This is a genomic window from Pseudomonas sp. IT-P260 (genome assembly GCF_949768395.1).
Lineage (GTDB): Bacteria > Pseudomonadota > Gammaproteobacteria > Pseudomonadales > Pseudomonadaceae > Aquipseudomonas > Aquipseudomonas parakoreensis.
In genome coordinates, this window is sequence record NZ_CATKPO010000004.1 from 110,155 (window position 1) to 129,038 (window position 18,884).

Genomic DNA, 18,884 nt, shown 5'->3' on the forward strand with positions numbered 1-18,884 from the left:
GTGAGCAACTGAACACGCGATGGCCCGTTAGAAGGCTGTCTGAATAGTTTTGCCTTCGGGCAAGTTTCCATTAGCGATTTCGAGAGACGGATGAACATCACCACCTTTGCCAAACGCCTGTGTCTGCTAGTCCCGCTGCTCCTCTCGCCAGCCGCTTTCGCGGCCGAGATGATGCCGTCGCCACCTCAACTGGCTGCAAAAGCCTACGTGCTCATGGACGCCAGCAGCGGCAACGTGCTGGTGGAGAACAACGGTGACCAGCGTCTGCCGCCAGCCAGCCTGACCAAACTGATGACCGCGTACATCGCTACGCTGGAAATCCGTCGTGGCCAGATCGGTGAAAACGACCCGGTGACCGTCAGCGAAAACGCCTGGCGTACCGGCGGCTCGCGGATGTTCATCAAAGTCGGCTCGCAAGTGACCGTCAGCGACCTGCTGCACGGCATCATCATCCAGTCCGGCAACGACGCCAGCGTTGCGCTGTCCGAGCACATCGCCGGCAGCGAAGACGCGTTCGCCGACCTGATGAACAAGACGGTCGCCGATCTGGGCATGACCAACTCGCACTTCATGAACCCGACCGGCCTGCCGAACCCTGAGCATTACTCGTCGGCTCACGACATGGCGATCCTGGCGCGCGCGATCATCCACGAAGACCCGGCTCACTACGCGATCTACTCGCAGAAAGAGTTCTTCTGGAACGGCATCAAGCAGCCTAACCGCAACCTGCTGCTGTGGCGCGACAAGACCGTTGACGGTCTGAAAACCGGTCACACCGACGAAGCCGGCTACTGCATGGTGTCCTCGGCTGTGCGTGACGGCCAGCGTCTGATTGCTGTGGTGTTCGGTACCAACAGCGAAGTGGCCCGCGCCGCTGAAACCCAGAAGCTGCTGACCTACGGCTTCCGCTTCTTCGAAACCCAGACCTTCTATCAGAAGGGCACCGAACTGGCTCAGGCCCCGGTGTGGAAAGGCACCACCAGCCAGGTCAAGGCCGGCCTGGCTGAAGACCTGACCATGACCCTGCCAAAAGGCCAGCTGAAAAAACTCGCTGCCAGCATGACCATGAACCCGCAACTGACCGCGCCAATCGCCAAGGGCGACGTGATCGGTAAAGTCGAAGTGAAACTGGACGACAAGGTGGTGCACAGCGCCGACCTGATCGCTCTGGACGCTGTCGAGGAGGGTGGTATCTTCCGCCGCATGTGGGATAGCATCCGTCTATTCTTCTACGGCTTGTTCAACTGATTTGTGTTGACCTGCATGGCCCCGCCCCGATCCGGTGCGGGGCCATGTGCGTTACCACGGCTTGCGCTCTAGAGGCCGTTACGCCATGACCGATACCGAAGTAAAGGCGCCAAAGATCGAATTTCCGCAAACTGATTATCCGATTAAGGTGATCAGCGATACGGGCGTCGGCAACAAAGACAAGATCATCGACATCGTCAAGAAACACGCGACCATCAATGATGAGCGCATCGACGAGCGTCAAAGCAGCAACGGCAAGTACACCACCATCCAGTTGCACATCGTCGCGACAGATCAGGATCAGCTGTACAACATCAACAGCGAGCTGCGGGCTTCCGGTTTCGTGCACATGGTGTTGTGATGCCAGGCACGCTGGGCTTTCGCGAACTTGGCCAGATGGCTTACGAGCCGGTCTGGCATGCCATGCAACGCTTCACCAACGAACGCGGCAGCAATGCCGCCGACGAAATCTGGCTGGTCGAGCACCCCCCGGTGTTCACCCAGGGCCAGGCCGGCAAGGCCGAACACCTGCTGCTGCCGGGTGATATCCCGGTAGTACAGGTCGATCGCGGCGGGCAGGTGACTTATCATGGCCCGGGCCAGTTGGTCGCCTACCTGTTGCTGGATGTGCGCAAGCTGGGTTTCGGCGTACGTGATCTGGTCACGCGCATGGAACAGTGCCTGATCGAACTGCTGGCCAGCTACGGCGTCACCGCCGCCGCCAAGCCAGATGCTCCCGGCGTCTACGTCGACGGAGCGAAAATCGCTTCTCTGGGTTTGCGGATTCGCCACGGTTGCTCCTTTCATGGCCTGGCCTTGAACGTGGATATGAACCTGGAACCGTTTCGACGGATTAATCCCTGCGGCTATGCCGGGCTGGCGATGACCCAGCTGAGCGATCACGCAGGATCGATTGAATTTGCCGAGGTAAGTGCCCGGCTGCGCGCGCAGCTCGTCAAACACCTCGACTATGCTGAGCAGACGACCCTGACGGGCGGAATCGACTGATATGACTACTGATGCAGTGCAAACCATGATCCCGACGCTCGACGTGACCGAGCGCCCGGCCCCGCGTCCCAAGGTTGAAGCCGGCGTCAAGCTGCGCGGCGCCGAGAAGGTTGCACGCATCCCGGTAAAGATCATTCCGACCACCGAACTGCCGAAGAAGCCCGACTGGATTCGCGTACGCATCCCGGTTTCGCCGGAAGTCGACCGGATCAAGAGCCTGCTGCGCAAACACAAATTGCACAGCGTCTGTGAAGAAGCGTCCTGCCCGAACCTGGGCGAGTGCTTCTCCGGCGGCACTGCGACCTTCATGATCATGGGTGACATCTGCACCCGTCGCTGCCCGTTCTGCGACGTGGGTCATGGTCGTCCGAAGCCACTGGACGTCAACGAGCCGGAAAGCCTGGCCATCGCCATCGCCGACCTGAAACTCAAGTACGTGGTGATCACCTCGGTTGACCGCGACGACCTGCGTGACGGCGGTGCCCAGCACTTTGCCGACTGCATCCGCGAAATCCGCAAGCTGTCGCCGAACGTGCAGCTGGAAACCCTGGTCCCGGACTACCGTGGCCGCATGGACATCGCCCTGGAAATCACTGCCGCCGAGCCGCCGGATGTGTTCAACCACAACCTGGAAACCGTGCCGCGCCTGTACAAGGCTGCGCGTCCGGGTTCGGACTACCAGTGGTCGTTGACCCTGCTGCAGCGTTTCAAGCAGATGATGCCGCACATTCCGACCAAATCCGGCCTGATGCTGGGTCTGGGCGAGACCGACGAAGAAGTCATCGAAGTCATGAAGCGCATGCGCGAACACGACATCGACATGCTGACCCTCGGGCAGTACCTGCAACCGTCGCGCAGCCACTTGCCGGTGCAGCGTTTCGTGCACCCGGACACCTTCGCCTGGTTCGCCGAAGAAGGCTACAAAATGGGCTTCAAGAACGTTGCTTCCGGCCCGCTGGTACGTTCGTCGTATCACGCCGACGAGCAGGCGAAACTGGTCAAGGCCGAGCTGCTCGGTTCCTGATCCGGCGCTGAAGGCTTCACAAAATACCCGCTTCGGCGGGTATTTTTGTTTGGGTTGTTGAACACTGAACCTTGTGGCGAGGGAGCTTGCTCGCGCTGGGTTGCGAAGCGACCCCCAATATCTTTGGGACTGCTGCGCACTCCAGCGGGAGCAAGCTCCCTCGCCACAAGTCACGGGGCCACAGTGCCTCTTTTGTTTATCTCTGTTCCTGACTACTGTGTGCCCATGACTTTTCGCAGGGAGACCCATGGATGACCGTTCGACCGACTCACACCCTCGTTGCCCACAAACCTGTACCGGCACTGCCATCCGAAGGGCTGATTGGCGTGATCGCCCCCGCCGGGCCCTGTGCGCTGGACACCGAAAAAGCCGTGCAGTGGATGCGCGCCCGGGGTTACCGGTTGCGAGTATTTCCCGGTGTCTACGAAAAGGATGGCTATCTGGCCGGCAGCGATGACGTACGCCTCCATGACCTGCACGCGGCTTTCGCCGATTCCGAAGTCGACGCGATCATCTGCCTGCGTGGCGGCTACGGTACGCCGCGCCTGCTGGACCGGATCGATTACGACCTGCTGAGTCGTCACGCCAAGCCGTTTGTCGGCTACAGCGACATCACCGCGCTGCATCTGGCAATCAGTCGCTACGCCGGGTTCGTGACCTTCCACGGCCCGCTGCTCAACGCCGATCTGTTGGGCGACAAGGAACCACCGACCGTCACCTCATTCTTCGCCATGCTGCGCGGTCAGTTGAAGGCGGGCAGTGTGCTGAGCCATCCTGTGGCTTATCCGTTGACCACGGTCGAACCGGGCATCGCTCACGGGCGCTTGCTCGGCGGCAATCTGGCGATGATTGCCTCGACGCTGGGGACGCCTTATGAAATCGACGTGGAAGGGGTGATTCTGCTGATCGAGGACGTCAACGAGCCGCTGTATCGCATCGACCGTTTGCTCACGCAGATGCATCTGGCCGGCAAACTGGCCCGATTGCGCGGGGTGCTGGTCGGTGATGTGGCCGGGGTCGATATCGATGCGTTGAACCGCCTGCTCAAGCAGACGTTCGAGCCGTTGCGGATTCCGGTGCTGTCGGGGTGGCGCAGCGGGCATTGTGATCCGAACCTGACGCTGCCGATGGGGGCGCTGGTTCGCTTGGACGCAGGGAAGAAGGAATTGATGCTGGAGCAGGATGTGGTCACCCGATAATGCTCGGGTGACGCAAAAAGATCGCAGCCTTCGGCAGCTCCTACATTGGATTAGTGTTTACCCTGTAGGAGCTGCCGAAGGCTGCGATCTTTTGATTTTGCTTTATTGAGTACGCAGGCTCTCAAGCAACTTATGCGTCGGGTACCCATCCGCCGGCCAGCCAAACGCCTGCTGGGCACTGCGGATCGCCTTGCGCGTATTGGCGCCGATAATCCCGTCAGCCGTGCCTGCATCGTAATTACGCGCGCTCAGCAGGGTCTGCAATTCGATACGCTCGGTACGGCTCAGTGGCAGGTCATCTTTCGGCCATGTGCCGTTGATCAGGCCAGCGCCATTGAAGCGCTCGGACAACAGGCTTACCGCCAGTGCATAGGATGACGAGTTGTTGTACTTGAGGATCGCCCGGAAGTTGTCGAGGATCAGGAACGCCGGGCCACGATAACCGGCGGGTAGCAGCAGGGCGGCGGACAACTGTTCCGAGCCGGCCGGCGCCTGACTGCCATTGGGCAGACTCACGCCCAGTTGACGCCATTCGGCGACAGTTTTACGAATCGCGCCATCGGCCAGGGTGTAGTTGAAGCTGTTCGGCAATTGCACTTCGAAGCCCCACGGTTGGCCACGCTGCCAGCCGGAGCTTTGCAGGTAGTGCGCGGTAGAGGCCAGCGCATCGGCCGGGCTGCCCCAGATGTCGCGGCGACCGTCACCGTCGAAATCCACCGCGTGGGTGTTGTAGGTGGTCGGAATGAACTGGGTCTGGCCCATCGCACCGGCCCACGAGCCCAACATCTTCTCTGGGGTGATATCGCCCTGTTGCAGGATCTGCAGCGCCGCAATCAGTTGCGCATGAGCAAAGCCCGGACGACGACCTTCGTAGGCCAGGGTCGCCAGCGAGTTGATCACTGACTTGGTGCCCTGGAACTGGCCGAAATTGCTTTCCATGCCCCACACCGACACCAGTGCCTGACGATCGACGCCATATCGCTGTTCGATGCTTTGCAGAATGTCGGCGTACTGACTGATCAGCGCCTGGCCCTTGCGCACTCGCAGTGGCGAGAGGGCGCCGTCAAGGTATTCCCACACCGGACGTGAGAATTCCGGCTGACTGCGGTCGGCCTTGATCACGCTGGCATCGAAGCTGACATTGGCAAATGCGCGATCGAACAGCTCGGCGCGGATCCCGGCCGCCAAGGCATCCTTGCGGAAACTGGCCTGCCATTCGGCAAAGGTCTGGGTGGGCTGAAGATCAAGAGGGTCAGCGGACGGCACTACCGGCGGGATGATTGCCGGGGCTGTTGCGACAGGGGCGGCTTGGAGAGGTTGCGCATCGGCGGCGGTAGGTTTTTCCGCACAGGCGACAAGCAGAATGAAGCTGGAGGCAGCGATCAGTTGGCGAACGGGCCAACGACGGGAAAGACGAAAGGGCATGCACGGTTCCAGGGGATACGATTCAGGTACAGACCTTAACATGACCGGGGGGCACTGCGCTTCAGGCAGCCAGAAAGTAAGAAGCCTCCCAGCTGTCAGACTGGAAGGCTTCGCGGCGGTAGCTGCCTTTGCCCTTGGTCGGTCGTTCCTGGCGGCTGCGGAACAGGGGTTGGGCGACGATGGATTTGGCCTTGTTCGGGCCATGTTTTGATGGCTTTTTGCTCATGATGATGCTCTCGAGTGAGTGGTTTTGCGGGGGAAATAATCTGCCGATGTTGGACATCTGTCCAGTCCCTGATAGGTAGGAATGTTCTGACGCTTTCGCGAGCAGGCTCGCTCCCACATTTGGATTGCATTTCAATGTGGGAGCGAGCCTGCTCGCGAAGGGGCGTTATGCGGTATGACAGATTATTCGGCGGGCAGTGAAAGGCGTTGGCCCGACATCAACAACACCAATCGGCTCAGGCTCATCCATGGCGAACCGGCGGCCTGACCCTTGATTTGCGCATCGATGCGCTGCGCTTCGAGCAACAATTGCGCCCAGCGTGGCGCCGAGTAGCGTTGCAGGGCTTTGCTCATCAGTGGTTTGCGTTTGTCCCAGACCGGCGGTTTCGCCTGGCTGAAGCACTTGTCCAGCGGTGTGCCCTGGCTGTACTGCAGCGAGATATTGGCCAGCAGGCGCAACTCTCGCGCCAGCGCCCAGAGGATCACCGGTGGCTCGACGCCTTCGCCGCGCAGGCCTTCGAGCATGCGCAGGGCGTGGGCCGGTTCGCCGTTGAGTACGGCATCGGTCAGGCCGAACACGTCGAAGCGCGCACTGTCGGCCACCGCGGCCTGCACGGTTTCGACGGTGATCTGCCCACCTTCGGCCATCAGCTTGAGCTTTTCGATTTCCTGCGCGGCGGCGAGCAGGTTGCCCTCCACGCGTGCGGCAATCAGTTCGACCGCATCCTGACTGGCCGATAACCCGGCCTGGGAGAGACGCTGACGAATCCAGCTCGGCAGCTGATTGGCATCCACCGGCCAGATCTGAATGAACTGGGTCTGCTGACCTTCAACCAGCGCCTTGCCCCACTTGGTTTTCTGCGCACTGCCGTCGAGCTTGGGCAAGCTGATCAGCAGCACCGTGTCTTCAGCGGGGCGCGAGCAGTATTCGATCAGCGCGGCAGCGCCCTTGTCACCGGGCTTGCCCGAAGGCAGGCGCAGTTCCAGCAGGCGTTTTTCGGCGAACAGCGACATGCTGGCGCCGGCCTGCAACAAGGTACCCCAATCGAAATTGGCGTCGGCGGCGAACACCTGGCGTTCGTCGAAACCTTGCTGGCGGGCAGCACTGCGAATGGCGTCGGCGGCTTCCTGGCACAACAGCGGGTCATCGCCGCTGATGATATAGACGGGCGCGAGCGCGCCTTGCAGGTGTTTGCCGAGTTGAGCGGGAGCGAGCTTCATAAGAGAGGGCGTACGGGGCGCCTGAGCGCCCCGTACGTCTTACTGCTGCGGCAATTCGAGCGGCGACTGGCGCGGGGTTTCCGCTTCAGCCTTCTGTGCCGCCTTCAGCGCATCGGCTTCGGCCCGGGCACGGTCGTTGGCCGCTTGCTGCAATTGCTGCAGTTGGCCCGGCGTCAGCTGTTGCAGGCGCAGCATCATGCGTTGAACCAGTTCGCGACGGGTTTCGCGACGGGCGTCGTTGGCTTCCTGATCGGAGCCGACGAGGTTGTTGCCGTCGTGGATGAACACTTTCTGCACTTCAAGCTTGTCGCTCAGCAGGTTCAGATTGTGTTCGCCTACGATGTCGTAGTTCAGCACGGTGGTCACTTGGTACTCACCCGTACGACCGGCGCCGGCGTAGCTGAGGATGCGCTGGCTTTCCTGCTCGTCAGCCAGGTACAGCTTGTACGGTGCACCGTTGTAAACCTTGACGCCGCTGGACTCGAGCACCTGACGCAGTTGGGTGACGGTCTCGCCATAGGCGTTGCGGGCGCTCAGGTCGAGCTCCTTGATCGTCAGTTCATTGGTGCCGGTACCACGCAGCTGGAAACCGCAGGCGCTCAGCAGAACGGCGAGGCCCATCACCAGCAGATTGCGTTTGATCATTGTGTTGCTCCCCTTGAAACCATGTGGGCCGACCCTGCGGCCCGAAAGGTTTTACAGTGCGTCAGGCGAACCTGACGCCCAATCCAATTTAGCTGGCGACGATGTTGACCAGTTTCCCTGGTACAACGATCACTTTGCGAATGGTCAGACCGTCGACGAAACGCAGCACGTTTTCGTTGGCGCGGGCCGCCGCTTCAACTTCTTCGCGGGTGGCGCTGGCCGGCATTTCGATCTGGCCACGCAGCTTGCCGTTCACTTGAATGACCAGTTGCAGGCTGTCCTGTACCAGTGCGTTTTCATCGACCGCAGGCCAGCCGGCATCGATCACCGGGTCAGCATGGCCCAGTTGCTTCCACAGCTCATGGCTGATGTGCGGCGTGATCGGAGCCAGCAGCAGCGTCACGGCTTCCAGGCCTTCGTGAATCAGCGCGCGGTCCTGTTCGGTGCCTTGCGCGGCTTTTTCCAGCACGTTCATCAGCGTCATCACCTGAGCGATGGCGGTGTTGAATTTGTGGTTTTGGCCGACGTCGTGACTGGCCTGCTTGATGGCCAGGTGGATGGCGCGGCGCACGGCTTTCTGTTCGTCGTTGAGAGCGGCGACATCCAGTTTCCCCGGCAGGCCCTGGGTGACGTGGGTCTGCGCCAGACGCCAGACGCGCTTGAGGAAGCGGTGCGAGCCTTCAACGCCGGAGTCCGACCATTCGGCGCTCATGTCAGGCGGCGAAGCGAACATCATGAACAGGCGGCAAGTGTCGGCGCCGAACTGGTCGATCATCGACTGGGGGTCGACGCCGTTGTTCTTCGACTTGGCCATTTTCTCGGTGCCACCGATTTCCACCGGCAAGCCGTCGGATTTCAGTTTGGCGCTGATGACCTTGGCCTTGCTGTCACGCTCCAGTTCCACGTCCGCCGGGTTGAACCAGGTGTAGGCACCGTTGGCTTCGCGACGATAGTAAGTCTCGGCGATTACCATGCCCTGGGTCAGCAGGTTCTTGAACGGCTCGTTGGAGCTGACCAGACCTTCGTCACGCATCAGCTTGTGGAAGAAGCGTGCGTACAGCAGGTGGAGAATGGCGTGTTCGATACCGCCGATGTACTGATCCACCGGCAACCAGTGGTCGGCCGCGGATTTTTCCACCAGGCCACCTTCAAAGTGCGGCGAGGCGTAACGGGCGTAGTACCACGAGGACTCGACGAAGGTGTCCATGGTGTCGGTTTCACGCTTGGCAGGCTGGCCGCATTTCGGGCAGCTGCACTCGTAGAATTCCGGCATGCGCGCCAGTGGCGAACCGGCGCCGTCCGGCACCACGTCTTCTGGCAGGATCACCGGCAACTGGTCTTCCGGCACTGGCACGTCGCCACAGGTGGCGCAGTGGATGATCGGGATCGGGCAGCCCCAATAGCGCTGACGGCTGATGCCCCAGTCGCGCAGGCGGAACTGGGTGCGCGAGGCGCCGAGGTTTTTCTTGATCAGGGCGACTTCCATGGCGTCGAAGGCGCCGGTGAAGTCCAAGCCGTCGAACTCGCCGGAGTTGATCAGCGTGCCGTGCTCGCCGTAGGCGTCTTGCCACGGAGCCGGGTTGGTGTCGCCGGAGCTGGTGCGCACCACCGATTTCACCGGCAGGTTGTACTTGTGGGCGAATTCGAAATCGCGCTCGTCGTGCGCCGGCACCGCCATCACGGCACCGTCGCCGTAATGCATCAGCACGTAGTTGGCGACCCATACCGGGAGTTTTTCACCGGTCAGCGGGTGCTCGACGAACAGGCCGGTCGGCAGGCCTTTCTTCTCTTGAGTGGCGACGTCGGCTTCAGCGACGCTGCCGCCCTTGCATTCGGCGATGAACGCTTGCAATTCAGGGTTGTTCTGCGCAGCCTGGGTGGCCAGCGGGTGCTCGGCGGCCACGGCAACGTAAGTTGCGCCCATCAGGGTGTCCGGGCGGGTGGTAAAGACCTTGAGCGTGCCTGCTTCGCCGATCGAGTCGACGTTGTACGGGAATTGCACTTCCATGCCGCGGGATTTGCCGATCCAGTTGCGCTGCATGGTCTTGACCTGTTCCGGCCAGCCCGTCAGTTCGTCGAGGCTCTCCAGCAGCTCATCCGCGTAAGCGGTGATCTTGAAGTAGTACATCGGGATTTCGCGCTTTTCGATCAGCGCGCCGGAGCGCCAGCCGCGACCGTCGATCACCTGTTCGTTGGCCAGCACGGTCTGGTCGACCGGGTCCCAGTTCACGGTGCCGTTCTTGCGGTAGATCACGCCTTTTTCGAACAGGCGAGTGAACAGCCATTGTTCCCAGCGGTAGTAATCCGGCTTGCAGGTGGTCACTTCACGGGACCAGTCCACCGCCAGGCCCAGGCTGCGCAGCTGGGATTTCATGTAGGCGATGTTTTCGTAGGTCCACTTGGCGGGCGCCACGTTGTTTTTCATCGCGGCGTTTTCTGCCGGCATGCCGAAGGCGTCCCAACCCATCGGTTGCAGAACGTTCTTGCCTTGCATGCGCTGGTAGCGGGAGATCACGTCGCCGATGGTGTAGTTGCGCACGTGCCCCATGTGTAGCTTGCCGCTGGGGTAAGGGAACATCGACAGGCAGTAGTAGGTTTCCTTGCCTGGCTGTTCACTGACTTCAAAGGACTTTTGCTCGTCCCAGAACGACTGGGCGGCGGCTTCGATTTCACGGGGCTGATATTGTTCGTGCATGGCTACTTTTGTACTGGATAGGGGTGGCCTAATCCTCTTCAACGCGCCCTCCGGGGGATGCTCCGGACAGGCTGGAAGTGGAATGACAGGAAGCGCCGTAGCATACATGACCGCGCTTGGCCTAGGGAAACCCTGATTACAGCTGTCTGGCCCCCGAAAACCGTGGCGAGGGCCGTTGGTCGCGGCGTTCAGCCGGTTTGTGCAGCGAAGCTAAGCTCTTATTGGGGAGTGAGTCTTATCTTCAATGAGGTGAGGGATGGTGGAGCAACGGCAAAAAAACGTGACGAAACCCGAGTTGTACGAACGGTTGATGGATCGTCTGGGCATGGCGCTCGACGCTGCCAAAACCGCTGGCCGGCTGCGCGACGAGCGCCCCGTGGAACTGGAATTGCGTGGCTTGAGCCCCGCCGAGTTCAAACTGGTCAAGGCCTATCTGGATCGCAGTGAGCGTGAAGCGCATGGATACCTGTCGCAGGCAGTGAAACAGCTCGATGCAGCACATTCAGCCAAGGTCATCTGGCTCAAGGACAAGGCGCCCGGCAGAGACACCGTCAAGGTTCGTTCTGTACAGGCCAAGTAAACGCATGGCAGGTCAAATAACGGATCTTTTCCAACAGGATCCTACCTATCGGTTGTAACGCATCATTAACACTCTTAGGCTTCGGGCATCTCTGGAGATGCCCCGATGCCTTTTCGTTACTTCATCAAACAACTTCTGTTGCCGCCCGGCATTCTCTTGCTGCTGTTGCTGATCGCCTGGTGGCTGCGCCGTTCCCGGCCGCGACTGGCTGGCCTGTGCTTTGCCCTTGGCCTGGGTGGTTTCTGGCTCATGAGCTTGCCGGTGGTCGTGCAGTGGGGCGCCAAGGCACTGGAAGGTGAGCCGCCGCTGCCCCGTGATGCCTGGTCAATCCTGGCGCAGCGGGCCGATGCCATTGTGGTGCTGGGCTCCGGGCGCGAGCGCGGTGATCTGGCCTGGGGTGAGGATCAGCCGACTGGCGTGGGGCTGGAGCGTCAGCGCTATGCCGCGCGACTGGCCAAGGCCTCCGGGCTGCCGATTCTGACCAGCGGTGGCCTGCATTACGGCACGCCGCCGACCGAGGCGAAGCTGATGGCCGATTCGCTGCGCGATGACTTCGGCGTGACCACGCGCTGGCAGGAAGGCGAGAGTCGCACGACCTGGGAAAACGCCAAATTCAGCGCCGACATCTTGTTGCCCCAAGGCATAAAACGCGTGGTCGTGGTCACCCAGGCCTGGCATATGCCGCGTGCCGTGTGGTGTTTTCAGCAGGCAGGATTTGAAGTGGTGCCGGCGCCCGTAGGGTTTCTCGGGACCGATAATGCGCGACCGTTTGGTGGCTGGCTGCCGGAATTCAAGTCGATCTGGCAGAGCGGGCAATTGCTGAATGAGGCGGTGGGGCAGGTGGGGTATTCGCTTTTTTACCGCTGAAGATCAAAAGATCGCAGCCTGCGGCAGCTCCTACATGGGGATTCGTGTTTTCCCTGTAGGAGCTGCCGCAGGCTGCGATCTTTGCTTTTAAAGGGTCTTCGACATCCGGCTTGCCATCAGCGCCCAGCCAAACAGCAGCACACAGACGATGATCAGCGGCCACGAGCGCCATTGCAGGTACGGCGTCAGGTTGTGCATCGGCACCACTTCGCCATACAGAATGCCCTGCTCGAACTGCGGAATCTGCTCGGTGATTTGCCCGAACGGGTTGATCAGTCCGGTCACGCCATTGTTCGTAGCACGGATCATCCAGCGGCCCGCTTCAAGTGCGCGCATCTGCGCCATTTGCAGGTGCTGCAACGGGCCAATCGAGGTGCCGAACCAGGTGTCGTTGCTGATCGTCAGCAGCAAGTCGCTGCGTGCCGACAGACCGGCAGCGAACTCCGGGTACACCACTTCGTAGCAGATGAATGGCGCAATCTGATAACCCTTGGCCTGCAGCAGCGGCTGATCCGCCGGACCGCGAGCGAAGTCGGACATCGGCAAATCAAAGAACGCGATCAACCCGCGCAGCAGATCCTGCAACGGCACGTATTCGCCGAACGGCACCAATTTCTGCTTGAGGTAGGTACCATCGCCTTCGCCGACCACGGTAATGCCGTTGAAGAAGCGTTTTTCGTGACGAACCGTCTCGCGGATCGGTACGCCGGTGATCAACGCCGATTTACGCTCGGCGGCGAAGTTACCCATCATGTTCAGGTAGCCCTCGGCGGACTCCTTGAGCACCGGCACCGCGGTTTCCGGCCAGATCAGCAGGTCCACCGGTTTGGAGCGGAAACTCAGGTCGCGGTACAGCGCCAGTTGCGCGTTGAGCTGCGCAGGATCCCACTTCATGCTTTGTTCGACGTTGCCCTGAATCGCGGCAACGCTCAGTGCCGGACCCGACGGACTGGTCCAGGCGTGGCCCTTGAGCGCAATGCCCGCCACCCATGGCCCGACCAGCAACACCAGGCCTGCGGCGATAAAGCCCTTGCGACCGGATTGCAACAAACGGGGCGCGTTGTAGATCAGCGCAGCAGTCAGCGCCAGAACGAACGATACCAGCCACATGCCGCCGACCGGCGCGAGCCCGGCCAACGGGCCATCGAGCTGGCTGTAGCCGGAGTAGAGCCACGGGAAACCGGTGAGGAACCAGCCACGAAACGCTTCCTGGCCGACCCACAACGCAGCAAACGCCAAGGCATCGGCCAGCGGTGCTTCATTGCGGCGCAACCAGCGCGCCCAGACCCAGGCGGGCAGGGCGAAGAAGAACGCGATCGCTGCGGTGAACAGCAGCATCAGGAACCCGGCCAGCAGCACCGATGCGCCACCGAAATGGTGGATGCTGTAGTAGATCCAGCTGGTGCCGGCACCGAACAGGCCGAAACCGAAGCACCAGCCACGCCCCAGCGCCTGACGCGGTTTCAGCTCACGCAGGCCGGCGTAGAACAGGCCGACCGCGAGCAAAGCCAGCGGCCAGATGTTGAACGGGGCCAGGGCGAAGGTAGTGATTGCACCGGCCGCCACGGCCAGCAGGTTACCGGGCCAGCCGGGGCGGGTTGTCCAGCGCATTTCAGTCCTTAGATTTAACGAGCGATTGGCGTCAGTCGCAGCAAATGAATCCGACGGCTGTCGGCGTTCAGAATGCGGAAACGATAGGCGCCGATTTCAGTGATTTCATTACGTTTTGGCAAGTGCCCGAACGCGCTCATCACCAGACCGCCGACGGTGTCGAACTCGTCGTCGGAGAATTCGCTGTCGAAGAACTCGTTGAAGTTCTCGATCGGCGTCAGGGCCTTGATCAGGAAGTCACCGCTGGGCAGCGGCTTGATGTAGCTGTCTTCTTCGACGTCGTGCTCGTCTTCGATGTCGCCGACGATCTGTTCCAGCACGTCTTCGATCGTCACCAGACCGGCCACGCCGCCGTATTCGTCAATGACGATAGCCATGTGGTTGTGATTGGCGCGGAATTCACGTAGCAACACGTTCAGACGCTTGGACTCCGGCACGAAGGTGGCCGGGCGCAGCAGGTCCTTGATGTTGAAGCTGTCGCCGTTCTCCTTGAGGATCAGCGGCAGCAGGTCCTTGGCCAGCAACACGCCCATCACGTCGTCGTGGCTTTCGCCAATGACCGGGTAGCGCGAGTGCGCCGAGTCGAGCACGGCCGGAAGGAATTCACGAGGGGTCTGGGTCGCCTTGATGCTGATCATCTGCGAGCGCGGGACCATGATGTCGCGTACTTGCAGGTCAGCCACCTGAATGGCGCCTTCGACGATGGCCAGCGCTTCGCTGTCCAGCAGTTTGTTCTGATGTGCATCACGCAGCAGCTCAAGCAGCTCCTGACGGTTCTTCGGCTCGTGGGCAAAAGCCTGGGTCAGTTTACCCAGCCATGACTTCTGCCCGTTGCTCGATCGATCTTCGCTCATAGCGATTACTCTGAATCCTTTGTTGTAACGATAGGGGATGTTTCGGTTTCGTCGTCCGCGTACGGATCGGGATAGCCCAGTTCGGCAAGCAACTCGCGTTCCAGTGCTTCCATTTCTTCGGCTTCGTCGTCATCTATATGGTCGTAACCAAGCAGATGCAAGCAGCCGTGAATGACTAGATGTGCCCAATGGGCCTTGAGTTCCTTGCCTTGTTCGGCAGCTTCGCGTTCGACCACCGCCACGCAGATCACCAGATCGCCGAGCAGCGGGATGTCGAGGAATTCGTCCGGGACTTCCGCCGGGAACGACAGGACGTTGGTCGCGTAATCCTTGTGGCGCCAGGTGTGATTGAGTTCGCGGCCTTCTTCCTCGTCGACCAGGCGAATGGTCATTTCCGAGTCGGCGCTGCGCTGGCGCAGGGCCAGTTCGCACCATTGGCGGAACTCGGTTTCACTCGGGGCGTTCGCTTCGGTAGCGATTTGCAGATCCAGCTCAAGCATCGCGCGAGGTTTCCCTGGCGGCTTCGGCACGGGTCTCGAAGCGCTCGTAGGCCTCGACGATCCGCTGCACCAACGGGTGGCGCACGACGTCTTTGGGCTGGAAGTGGGTGAAGCTGATGCCCGGAACATCCTTGAGTACTTCGATCACATGATGCAGGCCGGACTTGGTGCCGCGCGGCAGGTCGACCTGGGTGATGTCACCAGTGATGACGGCGGTGGAGCCAAAGCCGATCCGGGTCAGGAACATTTTCATCTGCTCGACGGTGGTGTTCTGGCTTTCGTCGAGAATGATGAAGCTGTTGTTCAGCGTACGACCGCGCATGTACGCCAGTGGAGCGACTTCGATCACCTGACGTTCGATCAGCTTGGCCACGTATTCGAAGCCGAGCATCTCGTAGAGCGCGTCATAGAGCGGGCGCAGGTACGGGTCGATCTTCTGCGCCAGGTCACCGGGCAGGAAACCGAGCTTCTCACCGGCTTCAACCGCCGGACGCACCAGCAGGATGCGGCGGATCTGCTCGCGCTCCAGGGCATCAACGGCGCAAGCCACAGCCAGATAAGTCTTGCCGGTACCGGCCGGGCCGATGCCGAAGTTGATGTCGTTGCCGAGGATTTCCTTCACGTAGCGCAGCTGATTCAAGCCACGGGGGCGAATCATGCCTTTTTTAGTGCGCAGGGCGACGGAGGCTTCAGCGGGAGCGTGATTGTCCAGCTCGACGACGGCCGATTCCTGGAGGAACAGGTGCACCATGTCCGGCGACAGCTCGGTACCCTTGGTTTCGCGGTACAGGCGGCGCAGCAGGTTTTCCGCAGACGTGGTGTGCTTGGGGTCGCCGATCAGTTCGAACTGGTTTCCGCGGTTGCGGATCTCGATGGCCAGGCGCTGTTCGATCAAGCGCAGATGCTCGTCGAACTGCCCGCACAGATTGGCGAAGCGGCGAGCCTCAAAGGGCTCGAGGATAAAACGATGTGGTTCTATGGGTGCGTTCAAGGTCGTATTTAGCCGCCCTGGGGCAATTAAGATGAAATCAAGGATAACGCCAGTGGCGTGGGTGCGAAAGCTCTTATATGAACTCGCCCGATTCATGCCCCTGGCGCTGTACCTGTGGGAGCGAGCCTGCTCGCGAAGGCGGCGACACATTCAACATTGAGGTGTCTGACAGACCGCTTTCGCGAGCAGGCTCGCTCCCACAGGGATATGCGGTGTTATTGAATCAGCGAGCCGCGCAGCGAATGCGGTTGCGCCGCGTCGATGTGCACGTCGGCGAACTGGCCGATCAGGGTCGGATTATCGCAGCGGAAGTTGACGATACGATTATTCTCGGTGCGCCCTTGCAGCTCGCCCGGGTCTTTCTTCGAATAGTCGGTAACCAGAATGCGCTGGATCGAACCGACCATTTGTCGGCTGATCTCGAACCCCTGCTGATTCAAGCGATGCTGCAAGGCGTTCAGGCGTTCTTTCTTCAGCTCTTCCGGGGTGTCATCGGCCAGATCGGCCGCCGGCGTGCCCGGGCGCTGGCTGTAGACGAACGAATAGGAGAAGTCGAAGCCGACATCGGCAATCAGCTTCATGGTCTGTTCGAAGTCTTTCTCGGTCTCGCCCGGGAAACCAACGATGAAATCCGAACTGATGCAGATGCCCGGCACGGCAGCGCGCAATTTGCGCAGCTTGGACTTGTACTCCAGTGCGGTGTGGTTGCGCTTCATCGCGGCCAGAATTCGATCCGAGCCCGACTGCACCGGCAAGTGCAGGTGTTTGACCAGTTCCGGCACTTCGGCGTGTGCCTGGATCAGGCTGTCGGAGAACTCCAGCGGATGCGAAGTGGTATAGCGGATGCGGTCGATACCGTCGACGGCGGCGACCACGCGGATCAGCTCGGCCAGATCGGCCAGACGCCCATCGTGGGTCAGGCCGCGATAGCCGTTGACGTTCTGCCCTAACAGGGTCACTTCACGCACGCCGTTTTCGGCGAGGTGGATGATCTCGGCGATCACGTCATCGAACGGCCGGCTGACTTCTTCGCCGCGGGTGTAAGGCACCACGCAGAACGTGCAGTACTTGCTGCAGCCTTCCATCACCGACACGTAGGCGCTCGGGCCATCGATGCGCGGCTCGGGCAAGTGGTCGAATTTCTCGATTTCCGGAAACGAGACGTCGACTTGCGGCAGCTTGCTGCTGCGCGCGGCGTCGATCATTTCTGGCAGGCGGTGCAAGGTCTGCGGGCCGAACACCACGTCGACGTACGGGGCGCGATCACGGATCGCCGCGCCTTCCTGGCTGGCCACACAACCGCCGACGGCGATCACCATGTCCGGGTTGGCCAGTTTCAGTTCGCGCCAGCGGCCGAGCTGCGAGTACACCCGATCCTGAGCGCGCTCGCGGATCGAACAGGTGTTGAGCAGAATCACGTCGGCATCTTCAGCGCGCGCGGTGACTTCCAGAGCCTGATGTTCGCCCAGCAGATCGACCATGCGCGAGCTGTCGTACTCGTTCATCTGGCAACCGTGGGTTTCGATGTAAAGCTTCTTGGCCATGGAGTAGGGTCGTCACGTGATTCAAAGAACCCGGCATTATAGGGAACAAGCCCTCAGGTTCCTACCGCTGCGCGTCCGGTGGCTATGCTATAGTTTGCGCCCTCATTTTTATCCCCGATGTTATCCCCCCGCCATGACCAAACGCGAAGCTCCAATCTATAAGGTGATTTTCCTCAACCAGGGCCAGGTGTTCGAAATGTACGCCAAGCAGATCTATCAAAGTGATCTGTGGGGTTTTCTGGAAGTGGAAGAGTTCGTCTTTGGCGAGCGCACGCAAGTGGTGGTCGATCCGAGCGAAGAGAAGCTCAAGGCGCAGTTCGAAGGCGTGGTGCGCAGCTTTGTGCCGATGCATTCGATCGTGCGCATCGACGAGGTGGAACGTCTGGGCACCCCGAAAATCAGCGAAGCCCGCGGCGCGGTCGGCAATGTGATGCCGTTTCCGATGCCGATGCCTGAGAAGTAACAGCAGATTCTGGATAAGAATGAGTTTGTGGCGAGGGAGCTTGCTCCCGCTCGGCTGCGCAGCAGTCGCAATATCAGGCTCTGTGGTGTATCAGGAAAAAGTGCTTGCAGGGTTTAGGGCTGCTTCGCAACCCAGCGGGAGCAAGCTCCCTCGCCACAAAAGGTCTTATGGCAATGGCGAGAACGGCGTACGCCCATCGGCGTTCTGCAGTTCCATCAGGTATTTACGGAAAATTTGCCCCAGCACCTGGGTCGCGGTTTCGAGGTCTTCGCGGGACATTTTTTCGGAGACTTCGTCGGCGGTGTCCAGCGCATCTTCGGCGCCGTTGACCGCGGCCATCTTCAGCACGATGTACGCCTGAATGTTGTTGGCCTGCACGCCTTCGCCGTGGAAGAACATGGTGCCGAGCTTGAACTGCGCCTGAGCGTGGCCTTGCAACGAGGCCTTTTCGAAATAGCTCAGGGCTTGATTGAGATCGCGTGGCGCATTCTTGCCGTCGTAGTAGAACTCACCCAACTCGTATTGCGCTTGTGCATCCCCTTCGTCCGCCGCTTTCTGGCAGGCGGCCAGTGCCTGCGTGACGTCTTGCGGCTGGGTATTGAGGGTGCAGCGACCCATCGCCGGGATCAACAACGAGTTGCCGCCTGCTTGTGCATGCGCGAGCAGGGGCTGAAGGAGCAACAGGCAGCCCAAGGCAAGGGTGCGGCCGGTGCGGTTCATGGGAATCGACTTACCTCTGAAGGGCACGCGGACCCATCGAGGGATCCAATAAGCGCGCATTATG

At 60.6% G+C, this 18,884-nt stretch carries 19 protein-coding genes; 8 read left to right on the plus strand and 11 right to left on the minus strand.

Features of this window, described 5'->3' with window-relative positions; genetic code table 11:
- The first annotated feature begins 90 nt into the window (after nt 1-90).
- The 5 genes from ACM6HV_RS03470 to ACM6HV_RS03490 all read left to right on the plus strand — a co-directional run bounded on the left by ACM6HV_RS03470 (nt 91) and on the right by ACM6HV_RS03490 (nt 4,479).
- Nucleotides 91-1,248: a D-alanyl-D-alanine carboxypeptidase family protein gene (locus ACM6HV_RS03470; RefSeq protein WP_003228546.1), complete on the plus strand. Its 1,158-nt coding sequence runs from the start codon at nt 91-93 to the stop codon at nt 1,246-1,248.
- 85 nt (nt 1,249-1,333) lie between these two features.
- Nucleotides 1,334-1,609, plus strand: a complete 276-nt coding sequence (locus ACM6HV_RS03475) for a DUF493 domain-containing protein (RefSeq protein WP_027612895.1) — start codon at nt 1,334-1,336, stop codon at nt 1,607-1,609.
- Entirely contained in the window at nt 1,609-2,256 is a 648-nt protein-coding gene (gene lipB, locus ACM6HV_RS03480) for a lipoyl(octanoyl) transferase LipB (protein ID WP_025108695.1), read from the plus strand. Before ACM6HV_RS03475 ends, lipB begins: the two co-directional genes overlap by 1 nt.
- A 25-nt stretch (nt 2,257-2,281) precedes the next feature.
- On the plus strand, nt 2,282-3,280 hold the full coding sequence (lipA, locus tag ACM6HV_RS03485; protein WP_160768663.1) for a lipoyl synthase: 999 nt from the start codon (nt 2,282-2,284) through the stop codon (nt 3,278-3,280).
- Nucleotides 3,281-3,531: 251 nt separating this feature from the next.
- Nucleotides 3,532-4,479, plus strand: a complete 948-nt coding sequence (locus ACM6HV_RS03490) for a S66 peptidase family protein (RefSeq protein WP_414903521.1) — start codon at nt 3,532-3,534, stop codon at nt 4,477-4,479.
- Between the two features lie 102 nt (nt 4,480-4,581).
- Here the strand turns inward: ACM6HV_RS03490 and ACM6HV_RS03495 are convergent, their stop codons facing one another.
- The 5 genes from ACM6HV_RS03495 to leuS form a co-directional block, all read right to left on the minus strand.
- On the minus strand, nt 4,582-5,904 hold the full coding sequence (locus tag ACM6HV_RS03495) for a lytic murein transglycosylase (RefSeq protein WP_414903522.1): 1,323 nt from the start codon (nt 5,902-5,904) through the stop codon (nt 4,582-4,584).
- A gap of 61 nt (nt 5,905-5,965) precedes the next feature.
- Nucleotides 5,966-6,130: an alternative ribosome rescue factor ArfA gene (arfA, locus tag ACM6HV_RS03500; RefSeq protein WP_016986126.1), complete on the minus strand. Its 165-nt coding sequence runs from the start codon at nt 6,128-6,130 to the stop codon at nt 5,966-5,968.
- Between the two features lie 182 nt (nt 6,131-6,312).
- Entirely contained in the window at nt 6,313-7,350 is a 1,038-nt protein-coding gene (gene holA / locus ACM6HV_RS03505) for a DNA polymerase III subunit delta (RefSeq protein WP_222018212.1), read from the minus strand.
- 39 nt (nt 7,351-7,389) lie between these two features.
- Complete coding sequence (gene lptE, locus ACM6HV_RS03510; protein ID WP_222018214.1) at nt 7,390-7,995, minus strand: LPS assembly lipoprotein LptE; 606 nt, start codon at nt 7,993-7,995, stop codon at nt 7,390-7,392.
- 88 nt (nt 7,996-8,083) lie between these two features.
- Nucleotides 8,084-10,690, minus strand: a complete 2,607-nt coding sequence (gene leuS, locus ACM6HV_RS03515) for a leucine--tRNA ligase (RefSeq protein WP_414903523.1) — start codon at nt 10,688-10,690, stop codon at nt 8,084-8,086.
- A gap of 256 nt (nt 10,691-10,946) precedes the next feature.
- Between leuS and ACM6HV_RS03520 the strand changes: the two genes are divergently transcribed.
- Together ACM6HV_RS03520 and ACM6HV_RS03525 are read left to right on the plus strand one after the other, a co-directional pair.
- Nucleotides 10,947-11,270 carry a hypothetical protein gene (locus tag ACM6HV_RS03520; protein WP_041065025.1) on the plus strand — a complete coding sequence of 108 codons (324 nt, stop codon included), beginning with the start codon at nt 10,947-10,949 and terminating at the stop codon, nt 11,268-11,270.
- A gap of 105 nt (nt 11,271-11,375) precedes the next feature.
- The gene (locus ACM6HV_RS03525; protein WP_414903524.1) at nt 11,376-12,137 is read left to right on the plus strand and encodes a YdcF family protein; all 762 of its coding nucleotides are present in this window, start codon (nt 11,376-11,378) and stop codon (nt 12,135-12,137) included.
- An 87-nt stretch (nt 12,138-12,224) separates the two neighbouring features.
- Here the strand turns inward: ACM6HV_RS03525 and lnt are convergent, their stop codons facing one another.
- The 5 genes from lnt to miaB all read right to left on the minus strand — a co-directional run bounded on the left by lnt (nt 12,225) and on the right by miaB (nt 17,637).
- Nucleotides 12,225-13,748 (minus strand): apolipoprotein N-acyltransferase, encoded by a 1,524-nt coding sequence (lnt, locus tag ACM6HV_RS03530; RefSeq protein WP_027612887.1) that lies wholly within the window; start codon nt 13,746-13,748, stop codon nt 12,225-12,227.
- A 14-nt stretch (nt 13,749-13,762) separates the two neighbouring features.
- Nucleotides 13,763-14,602 carry an HlyC/CorC family transporter gene (locus ACM6HV_RS03535; protein WP_003228526.1) on the minus strand — a complete coding sequence of 280 codons (840 nt, stop codon included), beginning with the start codon at nt 14,600-14,602 and terminating at the stop codon, nt 13,763-13,765.
- A 5-nt stretch (nt 14,603-14,607) separates the two neighbouring features.
- A complete protein-coding gene (gene ybeY / locus ACM6HV_RS03540; RefSeq protein WP_182402590.1) occupies nt 14,608-15,102 on the minus strand; it encodes an rRNA maturation RNase YbeY in 495 nt (164 codons plus the stop codon).
- Entirely contained in the window at nt 15,095-16,093 is a 999-nt protein-coding gene (locus ACM6HV_RS03545; protein ID WP_097089326.1) for a PhoH family protein, read from the minus strand. The genes ybeY and ACM6HV_RS03545 overlap by 8 nt, the downstream gene beginning before the upstream one ends.
- Nucleotides 16,094-16,308: 215 nt before the next feature.
- On the minus strand, nt 16,309-17,637 hold the full coding sequence (gene miaB / locus ACM6HV_RS03550; RefSeq protein ID WP_007960557.1) for a tRNA (N6-isopentenyl adenosine(37)-C2)-methylthiotransferase MiaB: 1,329 nt from the start codon (nt 17,635-17,637) through the stop codon (nt 16,309-16,311).
- A 133-nt stretch (nt 17,638-17,770) separates the two neighbouring features.
- On the opposite strand from miaB, the gene ACM6HV_RS03555 reads away from it, so the two are divergent.
- A complete protein-coding gene (locus ACM6HV_RS03555) occupies nt 17,771-18,100 on the plus strand; it encodes a DUF1820 family protein (RefSeq protein WP_003185742.1) in 330 nt (109 codons plus the stop codon).
- Nucleotides 18,101-18,265: 165 nt separating this feature from the next.
- On the opposite strand, the gene ACM6HV_RS03560 is transcribed toward ACM6HV_RS03555, so the two are convergent.
- Entirely contained in the window at nt 18,266-18,820 is a 555-nt protein-coding gene (locus tag ACM6HV_RS03560; RefSeq protein WP_047296791.1) for a tetratricopeptide repeat protein, read from the minus strand.
- Nucleotides 18,821-18,884 lie beyond the last annotated feature (64 nt).

Coding starts and splice junctions, on each gene's coding strand:
- lipB (WP_025108695.1), top strand. CDS start 1,609: ATGCCAGGCACGCTGGGCTTTCGCGAACTTGGCCAGATGGCTTACGAG.
- leuS (WP_414903523.1), bottom strand. CDS start 10,690: ATGCACGAACAATATCAGCCCCGTGAAATCGAAGCCGCCGCCCAGTCG.
- ACM6HV_RS03495 (WP_414903522.1), bottom strand. CDS start 5,904: ATGCCCTTTCGTCTTTCCCGTCGTTGGCCCGTTCGCCAACTGATCGCT.
- miaB (WP_007960557.1), bottom strand. CDS start 17,637: ATGGCCAAGAAGCTTTACATCGAAACCCACGGTTGCCAGATGAACGAG.
- ACM6HV_RS03520 (WP_041065025.1), top strand. CDS start 10,947: ATGGTGGAGCAACGGCAAAAAAACGTGACGAAACCCGAGTTGTACGAA.
- lnt (WP_027612887.1), bottom strand. CDS start 13,748: ATGCGCTGGACAACCCGCCCCGGCTGGCCCGGTAACCTGCTGGCCGTG.
- ACM6HV_RS03560 (WP_047296791.1), bottom strand. CDS start 18,820: ATGAACCGCACCGGCCGCACCCTTGCCTTGGGCTGCCTGTTGCTCCTT.
- lptE (WP_222018214.1), bottom strand. CDS start 7,995: ATGATCAAACGCAATCTGCTGGTGATGGGCCTCGCCGTTCTGCTGAGC.
- ACM6HV_RS03490 (WP_414903521.1), top strand. CDS start 3,532: ATGACCGTTCGACCGACTCACACCCTCGTTGCCCACAAACCTGTACCG.
- ACM6HV_RS03475 (WP_027612895.1), top strand. CDS start 1,334: ATGACCGATACCGAAGTAAAGGCGCCAAAGATCGAATTTCCGCAAACT.
- ACM6HV_RS03555 (WP_003185742.1), top strand. CDS start 17,771: ATGACCAAACGCGAAGCTCCAATCTATAAGGTGATTTTCCTCAACCAG.
- arfA (WP_016986126.1), bottom strand. CDS start 6,130: ATGAGCAAAAAGCCATCAAAACATGGCCCGAACAAGGCCAAATCCATC.
- ACM6HV_RS03525 (WP_414903524.1), top strand. CDS start 11,376: ATGCCTTTTCGTTACTTCATCAAACAACTTCTGTTGCCGCCCGGCATT.
- holA (WP_222018212.1), bottom strand. CDS start 7,350: ATGAAGCTCGCTCCCGCTCAACTCGGCAAACACCTGCAAGGCGCGCTC.
- ACM6HV_RS03535 (WP_003228526.1), bottom strand. CDS start 14,602: ATGAGCGAAGATCGATCGAGCAACGGGCAGAAGTCATGGCTGGGTAAA.
- lipA (WP_160768663.1), top strand. CDS start 2,282: ATGATCCCGACGCTCGACGTGACCGAGCGCCCGGCCCCGCGTCCCAAG.
- ybeY (WP_182402590.1), bottom strand. CDS start 15,102: ATGCTTGAGCTGGATCTGCAAATCGCTACCGAAGCGAACGCCCCGAGT.
- ACM6HV_RS03470 (WP_003228546.1), top strand. CDS start 91: ATGAACATCACCACCTTTGCCAAACGCCTGTGTCTGCTAGTCCCGCTG.